This is a genomic window from Terriglobia bacterium (genome assembly GCA_032252755.1).
Classification (GTDB): Bacteria; Acidobacteriota; Terriglobia; order Terriglobales; family Acidobacteriaceae; genus JAVUPY01.
The window spans coordinates 1-17797 of sequence record JAVUPY010000032.1; the positions used below are offsets into that span (position 1 = coordinate 1).

Sequence of the window (17797 nt, forward strand, 5' to 3'; positions counted from 1 at the left end):
GTGCGGCTGAATCGCGTTACGAAGGGTATCGATGCGACGGTGGTCGCAAAATTGGAGAGCCAGAATCCGCTCAGCTCGGTTAAGGATCGCATCGGTGTGAGCATGATTGAAGATGCGGAGAAAGCGGGGAGAATCTCGCCGGGGAAGACCGTGCTGGTGGAACCGACGAGCGGCAACACGGGAATCGCGCTGGCGTTTGCGGCAGCGGTGAAGGGATACAGACTGGTTATCGTGATGCCGGACACGATGAGCCAGGAACGGCGAATCCTTCTGCGCGCGTTTGGCGCGGAGGTGATCCTGACGCCGGGACCGAAAGGCATGAAGGCGGCGATTGCCAAGGCAGAAGAAATTGTGCGCGACACGCCGAACGCTTACATGTTGCAACAGTTCAACAATCCGGCGAATCCGAAGATTCATTTCGAAACGACCGGTCCGGAGATTTGGAACGACACCGACGGGAAAATTGACATTCTCGTCGCCGGCGTGGGCACCGGCGGAACCCTGACCGGCGTTGGCGAGTACATCAAGCCGAAGAAGCCGGGCTTCAAGATTGTTGCCGTGGAGCCCACTGACAGCGCGGTACTGAGCGGCGGAAAACCTTCGCCACACAAGATACAGGGACTCGGTGCGGGCTTCATACCGGCGATCCTGGAGACGAAGCTGATCGACGAAGTTGTGACGGTCACGAACGACGAGGCGATCGAAATGGCTCGGCGGTTGCCGCGCGAGGAAGGACTGCTCGTAGGAATATCATCGGGAGCGGCGGTACACGCCGCGTTAAAAGTCGCAAGCAGGCCGGAGAATAAAGGGAAGCTGATCGTCGTCGTAATACCGAGCTTCGGCGAACGGTACCTGAGTACGGTTCTGTTCGAGAATTTGCGAAAAGAAGCAATGGAAATGGAAACCGTGGCAGTGCCTGCTTAGCGGCAGTTTCCACGGGACATCGGACCAACGATGCGGGAGCAACTTTGCTCCCGCATTTGCATTTATGCGGTTTACAAACAATTTTCTCGCCCTGTTCTCTCACCCGCCCGCATAGTCCTCACTTAGTACTCTCAATACGAAAATCTGCGTCCAGCTCACTTTGTGCTTGAGGCGGAGTTGATGGGCGGTTTAAGTTGGCCGGTCGACGTTCGTGAGCTGAAGTTTCAGTCGCGAGCGCGGCGAAAATCAAATCCCCTGGAGTATCGCGAATGTTTTTGTTGTTCCCCCGCACGATACGCACGATCACGCGCGCGACTGTCCTGACAATGCTTGCCTGCGGAACGGCCATGGCGGGATCTATCACTTACTATTCACCGAGCAGCGGGTCCACCGTTTCCTCGCCCATCCACGTTCACGCACAGGCAAGCTCGTCCACCTCTATTCAGTACACGAATCTCTACCTTGATGGAAAAAAGATTGCTGGCGTTTCCGGCGGCAGCATCGACAAATATGTCAGCGCGGGAAGCGGTAGCCACCGAATCGTTGTGCAGGCCAAGGACAGTTCCGGCTCCCAGTTCTCGAAGGCAATCTATGTTACGGTCAGCAGTACCACAACAAGTTCAACCAGCACGAAGACGTATTCCAATATCGACCAGATGAGTTCCTGGTCGAGTTGTTCCGCATGCGCAGGCTCCGGCGGCAGCGGGCCCATCGCTTACTACAGTCAAACACTCTACATCTCTTCTCCGTCAATGGACGGCAACTCGAGCAAGTTCCATATCGGCGGAAGCACACCTTACGCGAATGCACTGTGGTGGAAGCAGCTGGGTGCCAATAGCAGCGCGCATAACTTCACCTACGATCTCTATTTCTACCTGAAGAACCCGTCGGCGGCGCAGGCGTTGGAATTCGACGTCAACCAGTCGGTTAACGGAAAGAAATACATCTTTGGCACGGAGTGTACCGCGGCCCGCGTCTGGATGGTCTATTCTGCAAGCCTGCGCTGGGTAAACACGGGAATCGGTTGCCCCAAGCCGACGGCCTACAAATGGCACCACCTCATCTGGGAGTTTCAGCGCACCAGCGGCGGCTACGTGCACTTTGTGGCCGTGACGCTGGACGGAGTGAAGCACTACGTCAACCGGTCGTACGCGCCGAAGAGCAGTTCGGCGAACGAGATCAATGTCGCGTTCCAGATGGACGGCAACAAGTACATGACCGACTACGATACGTGGCTGGATAAGGTAAAGCTCACGTACTGGTAAAAGCCGAGCCATCGACCATCGTGCCATCGGATCATTGGCGAAGCATCTCTCAAGGACCCGATGGCGCGATTGTTTTCAATCTTCGCGGCCTCTCCGTTAATCCTTCCGCCTTTGTCGCTCGGTTCGTTATACTCGCTCTTTCATGCTGAAAGACACTCTTATCCAGGGTCAGCAGGCTGCGGACGCGGCGCTGGAGCGTCTGCTGCCCGGCCCGAACGTTTATCCACCGAAGATTCACCAGGCCATGCGGCACAGCGTTTTTGCAGGCGGCAAGCGGCTGCGGCCCATTCTGTGCATGGAAGCGGCGCGCATGGTCGCCGGAAAGCTTCCCGAGGGCGTCGAGGAACTGGGCGCGGCGATCGAGATGCTGCACACCTACTCGCTCATCCACGACGACCTCCCCGCGCTCGACAACGACGATCTGCGTCGCGGACGGCCGACCTGCCACGTTGCTTTTGGCGAAGCCACGGCGATTCTCGCCGGCGACGCACTGCAGACGTACGCGTACGAAGTGCTGGCAAAGCTGAAGTGTCCGGCGGAAGCCAAGGTGCGCATCGTCGAGGAATTGGCGCATGGGACCGGAACGATCGAGGGGATGATCGGCGGGCAGGTGATGGATCTCGAGGCCGAGCACACTAAGCCCGACGCGAAGACGCTCGAGTACATCCATCGCTCGAAGACCGGGGCGCTGATCACTGCCTCGCTCGTGACCGGCTGCTACTACGCGGGCGCAACCGCCGTTGAACTTCAGCGCGTGCGCGAATTCGGGCGCGCCTCGGGACTAGCTTTCCAGATCGCCGACGACATTCTCGACATGACGCAGACCAGTGAACAACTGGGCAAGACCGCCGGCAAAGATGCTAACGCCGAAAAGGTCACCTATCCCTCGCTCTACGGACTAGAAGCCTCGGAGAAGATGGCGATGAATCTGATCACGGTCGGCAGTAATGCGCTGGACAGCTTCGGGGCAAGAGCGGATACGTTGAAGGCGATTGCGAGATATTTAGTGGAGAGAAAGAAGTAAGAGTTCTCTGTGTCTCTGTGGTGGCCGCTTCTATGGAAACTGTTGACATCCTCGCGATAGCCGCGCACCGCGATGACGTGGAGCAGACGTGTGGCGGAACGCTGCTGAAGATGGCGGCGCTGGGGCATCGCACGGGCATTCTCGATCTCACGCAGGGAGAGATGGGCTCGCGCGGAACGGCCGATGATCGCGCCCGTGAAGCGGAGGAAGCGGCACGCATCCTGAAGGTCTCGTGGCGCGGTGCGCTCGATATTCCGGACGGTCGCGTGGAGAACACGTGGGAGAATCGGTTGAAGGTTGCGCGTGTCATTCGCGAGCGGCGGCCGCGGGTCGTAATACTTCCCTACTGGCAGGGACGGCATCCGGATCATTACACGTGTTCGACGCTGGGGTACGAGGCGTGTTTCCAGGCGGGATTATCGAAGCTCGGCAAGACACAGGGCTGGACGGAGCCTGACGATCTGGATGCCATTTCGCACCTGATTCCACACCGGCCTTACAAGATCGTCTATGCATCGCTCTACTACGACATTCGGCCGACGTTCGTGGTCGATATCACAGAACACTTCGAGGCGCGGTTCCAGGCGCTGATGGCCTACAAGTCGCAGTACGAGAACCAGGAGGCGGGGTCGAAGAACTTCCCTCTCAAGGAAGAGATCCGGCTGCGGCTCGAGACCATGGCGAGTTTCTACGGCATGCTCGCAGGCGTGAAGTATGCCGAGCCGTTCATTCAGAAAGAAGTTGGGGTGGTGGACGATCTGTTGGCAATCCCGGTGAAAAGCATCTGACGGAACCGAAGAACCGAAAATCGCGTAACCGAAGAACGTAAAAGCAACAGAATGAGGATCTGAAGGCGATTGCAACCATGCGTCGCCGAACAGGTATGATGTTCTCCGACCATGCACGACACCGTTCGACTTCGCCTCGTTTCCAGCCGCCAGAACAGTTTCGTTAAGGACCTTCGCGGTGCGTTTCACCACGGCGAGTTGACTGCCCAGGGCGACTGCGCCGTCGAGGGAGTAAAAGCTGTTGAAGACGCCATCCGGAGCAGCGTCCGGATCAGTGCCCTGTTCGTCGCCGAATCCGCTCGCGAGCGGGCGAATAAGCTGTTGCCGCAAATCGGCAGCCACACGGAAACCCTCCTCCTCTCGGACGACGTTTTCCGCAGCGCTGTCACCTCGGAATCGCCCCAGGGAATCGCCGCGCTGGTTCGAGTGAAGCAGCACTCGCTGGACGATCTGCTGCGCGTAATTGAGCCGCTGATTGTCGTTGCCGCCGGAATTCAGGATCCCGGGAATCTCGGAACAATCATCCGCTCCGCCGAAGCGTTCGGCGCTACCGGACTGGTGGCAGCCGAAGGGACTGTAAATCCTTATAACCCGAAGGTCGTGCGCGGCTCGGCAGGATCAATCTTCCGCTTCCCTGTTGCGAAGGTCGAAGGCGCCGCAACTGTTTCCGCTTTGCGCGAACGCGGCATCCGTATACTCGCCACGTCTTCGCACAAGAGCGTTCCTCTGCCCGAACTCGATCTGCGTGGTCCGCTGGCAATCCTCTTCGGGAACGAAGGGGCCGGGGTTCCTCGCGAACTGCTGAAGGAAGCCGACCAGGTCATCGGTATACCGCACTCGGAGAAAGTGGAGTCGCTGAACGCGGGAATCGCGGCGTCGGTGGTGCTATATGAGTGTGCGAGGCAGAGGAAATAACCCTCGATATTCTTGCGTTTTAAGCCCACCTACCTTCGTGCCTTCGTGGTTTCTTTCTCCCGGTCGTGAAACAATACCGACGTGAGTCTCTTCAATGCCATCCCGGATCCTGATGCTCCTGTTGATCGCTCACGACCGCTGGCGGATCGCATGCGTCCGCGCAATCTCGACGAGTTTGTTGGGCAGGAGCATATTCTCGCGCCGGGCAAACCGTTACGGGTGCAAATTGAGCGCGACGATACCGGTTCCATCATCTTCTGGGGGCCACCCGGCGTGGGCAAAACCACGCTGGCACAGATCATTGCCAAGCGTACCCGGGCTGACTTCATCGAGTTCTCAGCTGTGCTCTCCGGCATTAAGGAAATTAAGCAGGTGATGGCCGACGCCGAGCGGGCACGACAATATGGCACGCGCACGATCGTCTTCGTGGACGAAATTCACCGTTTCAATAAAGCGCAGCAGGACGCGTTCCTGCCGCACGTTGAGCGCGGAAACATCCGGCTGATCGGCGCGACGACAGAGAACCCGTCGTTCGAAATCATCTCCGCGCTGCTATCCCGCTGCCGCGTTTACACGCTTAATCAACTGACGGAAGAGCAGATCGTGGAACTGCTCCGCCGCGCGCTCGCCGACAAAGATCGCGGACTGGGGTGGCTGGAGCTTCGCGCCGAGGACGATGCACTTGCACGGGTCGCCGCTTACGCCAGCGGCGACGCCCGCAGTGCGTACAACGTCCTCGAGATCGCCTCGACGCTGGCGACCGAAGCCAACGGCGGGGCGAACGGTGGGCTCATTACAAACGCCATAGTGCAGGATGCACTGCAGAAGCGCGTGCTCCGCTACGACAAAACCGGCGAGGAGCACTATAACCTGATCTCGGCGATGCACAAGTCGGTCCGCAACAGCGATCCCGATGCGTCGCTGTACTGGCTGGGACGGATGATTGAGTCCGGCGAAGATCCGCTGTATCTTGCGCGACGCATTGTTCGCATGGCCGTGGAAGACGTTGGACTGGCGGACCCGCGAGCACTTGAAATCGCCGTCGCTGCGCGCGACGCCGTAGATTTCATCGGCATGCCAGAGGGTAATCTCGCGCTCGCAGAGGCGGTCGTTTATCTCGCCGTCGCGCCGAAATCGAATGCGCTATACACGGCGTACGGCGAGGTCCGGCGCGATGTCGAGCAGACCGCCGCCGATCCGGTGCCGCTGCATCTTCGTAATGCCCCGACAAGCCTGATGAAAGGAATGGGCTACGGCGCCGGCTATCAATACGCGCATAACCTCGAAGAGAAGGTCGCGGACATGCAGTGCCTGCCTGACAATCTCAAGGGCCGCATTTATTACCATCCTGGTGCCGAGGGAGTCGAGGCGCGTATCCGGCAGCGACTGCAGGAGATCAGAAAGTTGAAGGCGCAGAGGCGGAAGAGCGAGAAAACAAGTGACGAATGACGAAATTTCGAAGACGAATGCTTTGGTTCACATTCGCCATTCTGACATTCGTCATTTCGACATTCTTACTATCGCAGCAGTCTACGGTGATATTTCAGGATGCACTTGTCCATGACAACGAAGATCCCGGCCTGCCGGGCTTTCTCGGCGGCGGCTTCGTTAACTACCGTTTCCTGTAGCCATAGGGCGGGCAGTTTTAAGGCGATCACCGTGTCCACCAGGTCGGGAACCGCATCGGGACGGCGGAATACGTCGACGATATCTATCTTGATGTCGCTCGGAATGTCTCGCAGCGACCTGTATGACTTTTCCCCGAGCGACTGTTCGATGGTTGGGTTCACCGGGATGATCCTGTAGCCCTGCCGTTGCATGTATTCGGCAACGCCATAGCTAGGCCGCAGCGGACTGTTCGCCATTCCTACCACTGCGATGGTTTTCGCGTCTTGCAGTATCTGCCTGATCCGTTGGTCCGACATGAAGAGTGACTGGTTCCCCTCAGCGTGGACCTTCCCTTCCGAACGCGGAAGGCCGCCTAGAGTTAGAAGATAGAAACTACCAGAAAGTTTCGAGGAAAAGAATTATTCGCCGGAACTGGGGGCGGGTGTTTCCAAACGAAAAGCCCCGAAGAGCAGCGTACCATCGACCTTGGAACCTTGCGCTTCGTGGGATTTTCGGCGAATCCAGCTACGCCGGGCAACACGCGAGTCGGCAACTCTCGACCAGGAGAGAGCTCAACTCTTTCTCATTGGCGACGGCAAATTCAAAGCCATAGCGATACCCAGTCGACTGTCGCACGACGGCCGGCACGACCACTTCCTCGCTCTCGCCGCCCAGCGGACGATAAGCGAGTTGTACTTGCTCACCAGTCTGGAGTTCGCCCCAAACCAGGGCTGCGGCGCCTTCGCGGCTGAGGTTGCGGCAATATCCCTGGTAACGTTCACCGTTCGCGCGTGTTGCGGTCAGCAGCATTTCCAGTTCGATCCGCGGGCTGCGCCGACGGTCGTCTCGTGAAACGTAACTCTCTAACGATTCCTTCGATCCTGCAACATCTGCCTGTACGGGGGAGAACAGGCGATTCCTGATCCTGGCCCCCATATTTCGCACATCCAACACGGCAAGCCTCCTGGACTCGCTCTCATTTTGGGGCCCTCACAGCCACTATCGCCGTGACGGGTGCTGCTTCTGCAGCCTGGGCCTGATCGCATCCTAAGGTGAGTAGTACCGGACACCTAGGTCGAAAATTACAAACGCGTGTGAGAATCGTCACAAAACGAGCCGAGTTGGGAAGGTTCCCAAGTTGGGTTTCGATGGCAACACGCAAACCGCGCCACCGCACTTAGAAAGTAAGTTTCTTTGTAGCAGTAAACCATGTCGTTGGTCCGTACTTTCGGACGCCCCTGTTAATACGAACGATGTAGTCGGCACAGCATCCTAAAGTTCAAGTATTCGACCCCACCGAACGATGTAGGCTGACCTGCGTCGAAAGGAACCTTCAATATCACCTTTCGACGAATTGTTTACTCCAGAAATACCGCTAAACTCGCCTGAATCTCCCCCGTTGGCAGCAAGTAAGCCTCCCCCGGAAGAAAAAGGTTTAGCGTCGCGATCGTCTGCGACCTCTGGCCAACCCTCCCCCGCGGCAAACCTCGCAAGCGCAGTTGGAAACCGAGCGCTCCTTCGGATTCCGCACCACGCTCTGTTTCCCCAGACCCTCGCGCCGTACAGTTCATTGGTCTTGACGATTTCGGCTGAGCACTTTTCGGACGAACTCCCAGGTAGGCGAACGTCAGAACGAACTCTTTTAGAAACTGATCCTTCAGGAAACCGAACATGCCTTGTGAATCGAACCCGTTCCCGCACACCCTCGCGCCTCTCAGCGCGCGCCATTTCGCTGTGGCTCTGCTCGTTGCCTCCATCATCTTCGGAGCACTCGGAGTCACCCCTCCATGCTTGCAGGCACAGCAGGTCGGAAACGCCGCGCCGGCTGGATCGCAAAACGCTGCGCCGCCCCCGAAGGCGACAAATCCTCTCCCGGCAGAGTCCGCTGCCGAAGTCCTAGATCGCATCGCGAACTCGGGCCTTCCCGAACGCGGTGCTCACAGCGCCAAGGTCACCATCGTTTTCTTCGATGACTTCCAGTGCCCGTATTGCGCAAAGATGTACAGCACTCTGTTCGGCGAAGTGATGAAGAAGTACGGGGATCGCGTCAGAGTGGTGATCCAGCCTGTTGCAAACACCACCATCCATCCCTGGGCGAAACATGCCGCGGTCGATGCCGATTGCCTGGCGGCGCAAAACGCCGATGCCTACTGGGAGTTCTCTGACTACGTACACGCCAACCAGACCAGGCTCGGGACCGATGCCGACGTGGCACTCGATAAGCTCGCGATGGATGTGGCGAGCAGGTGGGCACTGGGAACCACTACTCTACAAAGCTGCCTCTCAGCACAATCAGACGCGGTGTTGAAGGAGTCATACACCTACCTCAAGGCGCTCAACGTCACTGCTGTTCCAACACTGTTTATCGGTCTCGAAAAACTGCATGGGGCCATTCCTTCTGCTGTTCTTGCGGATGCCATTGAACACGCACTCCGCGCCGGGCCCTTGTCAGGGGACTCACCGCTAAAGAACTCCGGCCCCCCGGCCACACCCAAGCTTGTTGCTGACAAGAAGATTTCAAAGGAGAATCCCAGATGACTACAACACGAATCATCACACGCTGTCTGCTGGTCGCCGTTTTGCTGTGGACCGTCTCGGCTATGGCTCAGGCGCCGGCCACGATCTTCCAGCTCAATGGTGACCCAGCCAACGACAACTTAACTTGCGTTTATGGAACTCCCTGCGACTATTGGGACCTGATTAACCAGAGCGGTTCTTCGGGAACTGGCCGCGGGCATTCCGCCATCAACTCGTTTGTCCTCGGAACTGCGACCACCGAAAGCTTCACTGGTGGCGGTTCTAAGGACCCCAATGACCTGAACCAGTGGGCATGGTCAGGCGGCCCGACCCCCAACAAAGATACGCTGTTGGCTGGCTACGCCGCAGCATATAACATTAGCGATTTCGACGTGATTTTCGGCGCTGACCGTTTGTCTCCAAATGGCGATGCGAACATCGGAATCTGGTTCTTCCAAGAGTCGGTGTGCACCGGCAACACGGGCAACTTTGTCGTCTGCGGAACCACCAATGTGGCCCACCATGTCAACGGCGACGTTCTGGTCCTCTCGGCATTCACCGGCGGCGGCGGCACCTCCACTGTCGCAGTATACAAGTGGGATAGTTCATGTTCCTCTGGGGTAAAGAACCCGCAGAATGGAGACTGCGCAGCCGCCCACCTGCGTCAACTGTTTAACTCGTCTAGCGTCTGCGGCTCGGCGGCTGCTTGCGGCGTCACCAACGGCAGCACCGTATCCGCTAGCTGGGCGAGTTACAGTAGCGGCTCTATTGCTTCGCCTCTGTTCTTTGAGGGCGGGGTAGATATTACCTCGCTGTTCCCTGGTGGCTCACAACCGTGCTTCGCCAGTTTCCTGGAGGAAACGCGATCCTCGCAATCGCCGACCGCTGTCCTCAAGGACTTCCTGCTGGGCGGGTTTCCCGTATGCGGCATGAGCATTACAAAGAATTGCGGCACCACTGGAGTTAGCTCAGATGGCACGTCTTTCGTCTATCCGGTGAACGGTGTTGTCACAAACACAGGTATCGGAAACTTGTACAACGTTGCGGTGCAGGACTGCATCAACGGTCCGAACAACACGTGCACTCCAACGGGTAATTCCCCCATCAGCGTTACCAACAATACCGTTGTGAACAATGTTAACTCTCCCAATTTCGGTACAAGTACATTGGGGCCGGGTGAAACTGGTACTTGGAGCGATTCGTCAACGAGCAGTGCGACATCTCAGTCGGATCAGGCGTACGCAATCGCAGCCGAGACACCGAACGGTTCACAGACCCTGCAGTCCACCAACACCGCCTCGACAACATGTACCGCGCAGGCGAACTCGACACTAACGGTGAGCAAATCCTGCTCGACCAGTCTCACGACTTCCGCAGCCGTTCAGGTCAGTTACGGTGGACAAGTCTGCAACACCGGTCCAAGCCAGGTCACTGGCATCGCGTTGACGGATTATCCGAACTCTGTCGCTATCACGAATGGCACAAACGGAACGGTCGTGAAGAGCGGCATCACCTTGGGTCCGGGAACCACAAATAGCCCAACTTGCGTCCCCTACGGTCCGTATACCTATAACCCAACCGCAGTTGACGAAACGATCAACGGCGGTACCGGAGCGGGCCGTTACTACTTCGACGATCTGGTCACCATCTCGTCGGCAACGCCTTCGGTTGGAACTCTGACGCAGTTCCAAAACACCAATCCTAATGGCGCAAACTACAACCCCGATGCGCGGATCAATGGAACATATGGATTTGGCACAGCCAGATGCCCGATCTGTGATCTGAATGAGTGCCCGGTCGCTGGTCAGTAAATAGTCTGCCAGTCTGATTCTTTCAGGCGCCCCCGATCTGGGGGCGCCTTCTTTGTTTAGTGTATGTCCTTAGTGAACCGTGAAACTCACGGTATTGCTGCTCACGGGTTGTGCAGGACTCGAACTCGTCGAACTCAAGACGGCTTGAGCGCTGACCGAATATGTTCCCGTGGGAGATTTCGGGCCCAGCTTATAGTTCCACGTGGCCGTCCCCTTAGAGCCGGTAGTCGCTGACTGCGTCACCTTGTTTCCTGTAGCCGTAATCAATGTGAACGTAACGCTCGCTCCGGCGGCTGGGGTTCCGCCGTTCAACACCGAGGCTGTAATAGGAACCGTGCTTTTTCGTGTGTAGCTGGAGGAAGATACAGAAACGTTCACACTCACGGACGGCGCACTTATGACCGTGATGTTGGCGGTACCTGATCCGGAGTGGGAATTATTCGCCGCAACCGCATTCACCGCGTAGGTCCCAGGCGACGTACTGGACGGTCCTGTTACAGTCATCGTGCTCGAGCCCGACTGTCCCGGACTGATTGTGATGGATCCGGCAGAGAAACTGACCGGCCATCCCGAAGGTTGCGTTGAACTCAAGCTGAAAGTGCTGGGCGAACATCCGGAGGAGTCATTGTTCGTTACCGACAGGTTGTAGCCAGCGCTGTTGCCCGGGTAGATACTCGGGTCCAGCGGTGAAAGTGTCACCGTCGGGTTCGCCGACGTGCAGGACGAGGCACCATAATTGACATTGACCGTGAGCCCAGCGCTAGTCGCACTCACTACTGACAGCGACAGATTGGTATACGGGTCGGCCCAGGTCTGGCCAGCGGCGAGCGGAGAGTTGTAACCAGTAGTAACGCTGGGAGTGAAATTGGGTAGATAGCTGTGCGCCGTACTACCCATTTGGCCTGGCTCCTCATAGTGAATGAGTGCACCGCTATAAGCACTCGCAAGCAAAGTGGAATCGTAACCATTGTCAGGCTGACGATATTCAACCCACAGGTAATATCCGGGGTTGTTGCTCCCGCGCTGGATCTTTAGTGCCTGGATACCGGAGGTGCCAATTTCAAGAGGTTGGACTGTATACGTTCCGCTGGTGTTCACCGCCTGCACTTTATTTGCAACCCAGCCCAGTGTCTCTGCATTCTGGGGGGCCGTGTACAGGCCGAGCGATCCACTCATCGTCGTCCAGTAGTCGCCCAGATCGTTCTCGGTGCCCGGAGCAGAAAGGGGCCCTATCACATCAGTAGCTATTGCTGGAACTAGCGTGCCCGAGTGCAACAACCCGAGGTTGTGACCAATTTCATGCGAGGCGAGTTGCACGCCTGACGACCGAGGCGTCGCATACGCAGCAGAAATAAACGATGGACTCCAATTATAGTTAACTCCGCCCGTGGTGTAGCCGCAACCAACTGATGCAAACCCCTGCCAACCGCAACTAAGGATGTCGGGAAAAACCAAGACGACCCGGCTGTAATTATTGGAGTTGTATCCGGCCGCTTGCGCGGCAGCCAGTGCATCCGAAAGGACTGCGCCGCTGACGTCTGAGCATGAGGTATAAGTTCCACTCAGGTTCAGAGGCCCGACAACGTCACCAGTGGCCCAAGTTTGGCCATACGACGCCTCTCGCAAGAACCCGTCCAGCGAAATCCCCGGGGTATTCGTTCCAAAGAAAACATCCTGCATCGCAGACTGAGTAACACCGGACGGCAAAGAGCCGTTGGGCAGATTCACCAGGAGAACAAGCGTGTTCTGCGCGCCACTCGTGCCGCAACTTGCGCTCTGTGCATAGCTCGTGGAAATCGCTGTTACGAACAGCACCACAACTACGCATACCACAATCTGTTTCGACACTTCACGGAGGCGGCGCAAGCTACGGAGGCCGCCTATGAAGGGCAGAAACATGCCGCCGAGTACGATCAGCGGCATCGTGGTCCCCTGTTGCTCCGTTCCGACTTTGGCGGATGGCGAACTCGAGACAACACTGCTGCTTTCAACCGCCATGTCGTAACCAATAACAATGCCAGTCACCGCCAGCACATCGTTGTTGTCGCCGAGGCTCGGTTCCGGTCCGGCAAAGTGCAGCCTCAATGGCTGCTGCCCCAATCTCATCAAGTAAAGTGACTGAGCTTTATGATTTGGATAGTCGGCAATCCAGTGCTCGACTCCGCCCATCATCGCCACGTGCTCTTCCAGGAGCGCTGTCGATTCGGGAAAATTCGTGCCCAGCTGTTCCAGCACTTCTGGTGAAAACGCGAAGGTCAGTGCGGTTCTTGCGTTTTCTTGCATGAGCGCAACTAACGCCGTCTGCCGGGTCTTTAGAACTTGCAAGGCTTGTCCGCGCAGCAGTTTGCGGCTCGACGGATTCGTGGCCATCTGCATCTGGGCGTGGAGGTTCAAAACCTTGTTGTTCAGTTGCCGCATCTGCGCGGCTTTCGCGCTTTCCTTGACCGCACTGGTTGGGTTCTGGGCAAAGCTGGTAAGCGATAAGAGCAATACAAATACGAGAATTCCGATTCTTGTTCCGGGGGAGGTCCTTACCATGAGATCTGATTCCTTTCCGGTATACGTGGGGCGAAGCGGGCAGAGAGTTCGACTTGCGGAGCCCGGTGTACCCATTGAGAAATGCATGAGTACTCTCCTGCTGGGGCCAAAATGTGAGGAACGAGTTAGAACCAGAGTAGGTGTTGTGATGTGCAAGAACTACTGGTCACGAGGACAGATTAAGTACAGGTAGCACCTGTACCTTCTTAACGACTTACGACTTGTTCCAGATTTTCGAAAAATCTTTGTCAAGAGCCAGAATTTGTCATTTTCGCCGCAAAATATTCAGAGCACTGCAAATATAGTTTTCGCCCGGATGTCACAGTACCCACCCTCAATCTGTTATTCTGAAAATAGAGTAGAAAAACAAAGGCGTCCGTCATGCGCGGACGCCTTTTCTGTCTCTCGGCTTCGTGCGCTATCCTTATCGCCCGCTGTGGGCGATAGGGTGGGACCGTTGTTCTTTATCCCATCTCGACCGTCAGTTCTGATCGCGAAACATGAATTGCGAGTTTTACGTCCGATAACGCACCAGGAGTCACATTTTTCGTGCGCAAATTATTGAATCAGAAAGAAGAGTCGGTGTTTTTAGATTTAACATCTTTGTTTTCATAGCTCCACACGGGAAATTTCCGTAAGTATTTGAAAACAGAGATTCGCAAAACAAGGGGTGGGTACTTTCTGAAAGGTACCCGCAGCTATCCCCCGATCGGCAAGTTGTAAGGTCTCACGCCGCTGGCCGCGAAGACCGCGTTCGCTATTGCTGGTGCGATGCCGACGATCGGAGTCTCGCCGGCGCCGGCGGATGGCTGATCTTTCCGGTCGATGATTATGATCTCAATCTGTGGGACGTCGGCGAATCGGGGCACACGGTATTCGTTGAAGCTCGCGTTTAGAATCTTTCCATCGGCAAACTTCACTTGCTCAAAGAGTGCTCCCCCGAGTCCCTGGATGATCGCCCCCATAATCTGGTTCTCGAGTCCGTTCGGATTCACGACGCGACCGCACTCGAACGCCTCAACAACGCGGAGAAGACGGAAACCTTTCGTACTGGGATCAGTCGCGATCTCGACGAAAGTCGCTACACGACCGCCCTTCTCGATTCCACCCGCGAGACCAAATGCTCGCTCTGCGCTCGGTTTCTGCTTGCTCCAGCCGAAGCGTTCCGCCGCGGCTTCGAACACCGCTCGCAAACGCTCGTCCTTGAGGTTCTTGATACGGAATTCCAGCGGATCCATCTGCAACTCGTGCGCAATTGCGTCCATATGCGACTCGCGCGCGAAGTGGTTCGCGGTTGCGGCGAGTCCGCGATACGAGCCTTGCCGCAGCGGCGACTTCGCAGGATGGTACTGGATCCGTTGGTTCGGAACGTCATAAGGAGTAATCATCGCCGCAGGTCCCGAATTGTAGTTCTGGAAGTCCCACGCGACTAGCGTTCCGTCGCGCTGCACGCCGCTATTCACGGTGATGATTCCGGCGGGACGGAAATACGCCCACGTAAATTCCTCCTCGCGCGTCCACACGACACGAACTGGTTTGCCTGCCGCTTTGGCGAGTCGAGCCGCTTCGATGGCCGCATCGCCCTGATGCTTGCCACCGTAGCCGGAACCCATGTCGGGCATGAGCACGCGGACGTGCGAGGGATCGAGGCGGAACGCGTCCGCGAGTTGGTCGCGAACCCCGAATGGCCGCTGCGTTCCAGTCCAAACCGTCAGGTGATCGCCATTCCACTCCGCGACGGCTGCGCGCGGTTCCAGCGGCGCATGCGCGATGTACTGAACGGTGTAGGTATGATCGACCTTAATGTCTGCGATGGGCATCGCGTTCTCGACCGAACCGACCAGATGCTCGTCGCTCATCTGGGTCGCGTCGAGATTCTTCATCAGGTAGTCGAAGAGCGTTTTGTTCGACGGCTGATCCGGAATCTTCCATTCGGCATTAATAGCGCCGAGGGCGTGTTTCGCTAATGCGAGGTCGGGCGCTACGACTCCGACGAAATCTCCGTCGCGGACGACTTGCACTCCGGCAAGTTTCTCCGCGGCCTTGGAATCCAGTTTGCTCAGCTTGGCTTCGAAACCGGATGGACGAACGACCATTCCGTAGAGCATTCCTGGACGCGAAATATCGGCGGGATAAAGATGTTTTCCGGTAACAATTTCCCGGCCGTTCACTTTCGTCAGCGGCTTGCCCACGAACTGATAGCCAGGATCAACATTGTCCGGCGGATCTGCGGCGATGGTCTCGACGAGTTTCGTGCCGCGGGTCAGTTCCCCGTAGGTGAGCGTGTGTTTCGTGCGCGGATTGGTGACTCGCCCGCCCGCGACAGTTAGCAGTTTTGGATCTTCCTTCCAGCGATCGGCCGCCATCTGCACCAGTACCTGGCGAGCGGTCGCCGCAGCGGCACGCAGTTGCGGAGCCATGGTGGGCGTTGTTCGGCTTCCAAAAGTGCCCATATCGAACGGAACGTGGGCGGTGTCGCCCATCAACATCGTCACGGATGCTATTGGCACCCGCAACTCTTCGGCGATTTGCTGCGCGAGCGAGGTGCGGATGTTCTGGCCCAGTTCCACCTTGCCCGTGAACCCGGTGATTCGGCCGTCTTCGCCGATGTGCAGCCAGGCGGCAAGGTCCCTGGGAAGTTCGTGTTCGCGGAAGGCGCGGCCGGATTCCTGCGCGACGGCCCGTGCCCCGGCGACGCAGATGACCAGACCGCCACCGAGCAGTTGCAGAAATCCGCGACGGTCCATATCGAACCAGTGGAGCGTGCCATCAATCTCGTGCTGGCGAATTTCGTGGAGCAAGGTTTCATCTTTCATCGCCGCACTCCTCCCGGTTCCCCGGGCACCGACGCCGTCTCATGCGAATTTCGAAGGGTTGCAGATGCATCCTTGATGGCTGCAATGATTCTGGGATAGGTTCCGCAGCGGCAGATGTTGCCGTTCATGTAGCGAACGATGTGCGCGTCGGTGGGATTCGGGTCGCTGCGAAGGAGGCCGACGGCGCTCATGATCATGCCCGCGGTGCAGTAGCCGCACTGCATGGCGTCATGTTTGAGGAACGCAGCCTGCACGGCGTGAAGCTGGCCATTTCGCTCCAATCCTTCGATGGTGGTGATCTTCTTTTGCGCCGCAGCGCTGGCGGGCGTGATGCACGACCTCACGGGAGTGCCATCGAGCAGCACGGTGCAGGCGCCGCATTGACCTTCGCCGCAGCCGTACTTAGTCCCAGTCAGTTGGAGATGATTGCGCAGGACATCTAAAAGAGGTTCGCCGGCGGATTTGTCGTCGACGCGGTGGTCCTTGCCATTGATACTGAGGATCATGGCTAACGCTCCAATCGGGAGATTATAGAACTGTAAGGGGTGCGAGGCTGCGGTAAGCGCAAAGGTGCCATTCGGGTGTCCGGCCGGGCAAAGCGGCGCCACGCTCTAAGAAAAAGCTACAAGCCAACCGCGGAAGTACCACTTATGATTTTGGCTGGAAGTTGCTGAACACTAGAAACTTACTTTGCATCCAATTCTGGAAGCTAAGTTGCTCGTACCCTCTCAGGTTGTGGTGGAGGAGATCATGGACGACCGACCCTCGCGTTCAAGTGCCGGGTGGCACTTTGCTGTTGTCATACTCACGGCAGCCCTGGTGGCAACGGGCGCCTTCTCGTTTCATCAACATAGGCTGGGAAAGCAGTCGGCCGATCGCACTGCCCAAGTGGCGGCCTCGCTCGACCAGACCAATGCACAGGTTCAGCAACTGACCGCGAAGCTCAACGAGATGACGGCGCCGAAGCCGGCTCCGGCGCCTCAAAGCATTCCAAAGCACAAGGCCGTCAGGACGCACATGGTCAGGATGGAGGACGGGCGCTGGAAGAAGATCCAGTCGCAGATCGATGCGCAGGGGAAAGCGATCGATGCGACGCGACAAGACCTTTCCAGCACACGGACGGAGCTGCAGGGCTCCATTGCGCGGACACACGACGAACTCTTGGTTCTGGAAAAGAAGGGCGAGCGCAACTACGTTGAGTTCGACCTGAACAAAGCGAAGCAGTTCCAGGAAGAAGGGCCCATCGGGCTCAAGTTACGGAAGGCGAATGTGAAGCATCAGTTCGCGGACCTGTAGCTGCTGGTGGATGACAAGTCACTGACGAAGAAGCATGTGAATCTGTATGAGCCGGCTATCTTTTACCCAGCCGACAGCGATCAACCGGTGCAACTCGTGATCAACGAGATCTCGAAGAATCACATTCACGGTTACGTGAGCTCGCCGAAATATGGGCGCGGAGAGTTGGCGGCAATGTCGCAACAAGGCTCGCAGAGCACCGGTACGGCAAGCAAGCCGCGGCAGAAGCTGAGCGTACCGCAATAAGAGTTGCAGAAACCTGTTCACTCCGGGACGCTTAACCAATAAACTCGGC

At 57.3% G+C, this 17797-nt stretch carries 15 protein-coding genes; 10 read left to right on the top strand and 5 right to left on the bottom strand.

The features are described from left to right. From cysK to ROO76_07875, 6 genes are all read left to right on the top strand, one after another. A partial coding sequence (cysK, locus tag ROO76_07850) for a cysteine synthase A (protein MDT8068066.1) occupies positions 1–924 on the top strand: 924 nt, incomplete at its 5' end. Positions 925–1193: 269 nt separating this feature from the next. Beyond that, positions 1194–2189 (top strand): hypothetical protein, encoded by a 996-nt coding sequence (locus tag ROO76_07855; protein ID MDT8068067.1) that lies wholly within the window; start codon positions 1194–1196, stop codon positions 2187–2189. A gap of 142 nt (positions 2190–2331) precedes the next feature. After that, positions 2332–3213 carry a polyprenyl synthetase family protein gene (locus tag ROO76_07860; GenBank protein ID MDT8068068.1) on the top strand — a complete coding sequence of 294 codons (882 nt, stop codon included), beginning with the start codon at positions 2332–2334 and terminating at the stop codon, positions 3211–3213. 32 nt (positions 3214–3245) lie between these two features. Then, positions 3246–4001: a bacillithiol biosynthesis deacetylase BshB1 gene (gene bshB1 / locus ROO76_07865; protein MDT8068069.1), complete on the top strand. Its 756-nt coding sequence runs from the start codon at positions 3246–3248 to the stop codon at positions 3999–4001. Positions 4002–4112: 111 nt separating this feature from the next. Further along, positions 4113–4916 carry an RNA methyltransferase gene (locus ROO76_07870; protein ID MDT8068070.1) on the top strand — a complete coding sequence of 268 codons (804 nt, stop codon included), beginning with the start codon at positions 4113–4115 and terminating at the stop codon, positions 4914–4916. A gap of 81 nt (positions 4917–4997) precedes the next feature. After that, positions 4998–6365, top strand: a complete 1368-nt coding sequence (locus tag ROO76_07875) for a replication-associated recombination protein A (GenBank protein MDT8068071.1) — start codon at positions 4998–5000, stop codon at positions 6363–6365. Between the two features lie 68 nt (positions 6366–6433). Here ROO76_07875 and ROO76_07880 read toward each other — a convergent pair whose 3' ends face one another. Next, entirely contained in the window at positions 6434–6841 is a 408-nt protein-coding gene (locus ROO76_07880) for a CoA-binding protein (protein ID MDT8068072.1), read from the bottom strand. Between the two features lie 208 nt (positions 6842–7049). Beyond that, on the bottom strand, positions 7050–7478 hold the full coding sequence (locus ROO76_07885) for a PilZ domain-containing protein (protein ID MDT8068073.1): 429 nt from the start codon (positions 7476–7478) through the stop codon (positions 7050–7052). Positions 7479–8195: 717 nt separating this feature from the next. Between ROO76_07885 and ROO76_07890 the strand changes: the two genes are divergently transcribed. Then, entirely contained in the window at positions 8196–9062 is an 867-nt protein-coding gene (locus ROO76_07890; protein ID MDT8068074.1) for a DsbA family protein, read from the top strand. Continuing rightward, positions 9059–10852 carry a hypothetical protein gene (locus ROO76_07895; protein MDT8068075.1) on the top strand — a complete coding sequence of 598 codons (1794 nt, stop codon included), beginning with the start codon at positions 9059–9061 and terminating at the stop codon, positions 10850–10852. Before ROO76_07890 ends, ROO76_07895 begins: the two co-directional genes overlap by 4 nt. A 69-nt stretch (positions 10853–10921) precedes the next feature. On the opposite strand, the gene ROO76_07900 is transcribed toward ROO76_07895, so the two are convergent. The 3 genes from ROO76_07900 to ROO76_07910 all read right to left on the bottom strand — a co-directional run bounded on the left by ROO76_07900 (position 10922) and on the right by ROO76_07910 (position 16712). After that, a complete protein-coding gene (locus ROO76_07900) occupies positions 10922–13390 on the bottom strand; it encodes an NEW3 domain-containing protein (GenBank protein ID MDT8068076.1) in 2469 nt (822 codons plus the stop codon). A gap of 698 nt (positions 13391–14088) precedes the next feature. Continuing rightward, positions 14089–16206 (bottom strand): molybdopterin cofactor-binding domain-containing protein, encoded by a 2118-nt coding sequence (locus tag ROO76_07905; GenBank protein ID MDT8068077.1) that lies wholly within the window; start codon positions 16204–16206, stop codon positions 14089–14091. Then, entirely contained in the window at positions 16203–16712 is a 510-nt protein-coding gene (locus tag ROO76_07910; GenBank protein MDT8068078.1) for a (2Fe-2S)-binding protein, read from the bottom strand. Before ROO76_07910 ends, ROO76_07905 begins: the two co-directional genes overlap by 4 nt. Positions 16713–16956: 244 nt before the next feature. On the opposite strand from ROO76_07910, the gene ROO76_07915 reads away from it, so the two are divergent. Both ROO76_07915 and ROO76_07920 read left to right on the top strand, forming a co-directional pair. Continuing rightward, entirely contained in the window at positions 16957–17502 is a 546-nt protein-coding gene (locus ROO76_07915; GenBank protein ID MDT8068079.1) for a hypothetical protein, read from the top strand. Between the two features lie 6 nt (positions 17503–17508). Then, positions 17509–17748, top strand: coding sequence for a hypothetical protein (locus ROO76_07920; protein MDT8068080.1), 240 nt, complete (start codon positions 17509–17511; stop codon positions 17746–17748). Positions 17749–17797: the final 49 nt, after the last annotated feature.

What these genes read in the sequence shown, in the direction of transcription:
- ROO76_07855 (MDT8068067.1), top strand. Translation starts at nt 1,194, where the DNA reads ATGTTTTTGTTGTTCCCCCGCACGATACGCACGATCACGCGCGCGACT.
- ROO76_07860 (MDT8068068.1), top strand. Translation starts at nt 2,332, where the DNA reads ATGCTGAAAGACACTCTTATCCAGGGTCAGCAGGCTGCGGACGCGGCG.
- bshB1 (MDT8068069.1), top strand. Translation starts at nt 3,246, where the DNA reads ATGGAAACTGTTGACATCCTCGCGATAGCCGCGCACCGCGATGACGTG.
- ROO76_07870 (MDT8068070.1), top strand. Translation starts at nt 4,113, where the DNA reads ATGCACGACACCGTTCGACTTCGCCTCGTTTCCAGCCGCCAGAACAGT.
- ROO76_07880 (MDT8068072.1), bottom strand. Translation starts at nt 6,841, where the DNA reads ATGTCGGACCAACGGATCAGGCAGATACTGCAAGACGCGAAAACCATC.
- ROO76_07890 (MDT8068074.1), top strand. Translation starts at nt 8,196, where the DNA reads ATGCCTTGTGAATCGAACCCGTTCCCGCACACCCTCGCGCCTCTCAGC.
- ROO76_07895 (MDT8068075.1), top strand. Translation starts at nt 9,059, where the DNA reads ATGACTACAACACGAATCATCACACGCTGTCTGCTGGTCGCCGTTTTG.
- ROO76_07900 (MDT8068076.1), bottom strand. Translation starts at nt 13,390, where the DNA reads ATGGTAAGGACCTCCCCCGGAACAAGAATCGGAATTCTCGTATTTGTA.
- ROO76_07905 (MDT8068077.1), bottom strand. Translation starts at nt 16,206, where the DNA reads ATGAAAGATGAAACCTTGCTCCACGAAATTCGCCAGCACGAGATTGAT.
- ROO76_07910 (MDT8068078.1), bottom strand. Translation starts at nt 16,712, where the DNA reads ATGATCCTCAGTATCAATGGCAAGGACCACCGCGTCGACGACAAATCC.
- ROO76_07915 (MDT8068079.1), top strand. Translation starts at nt 16,957, where the DNA reads ATGGACGACCGACCCTCGCGTTCAAGTGCCGGGTGGCACTTTGCTGTT.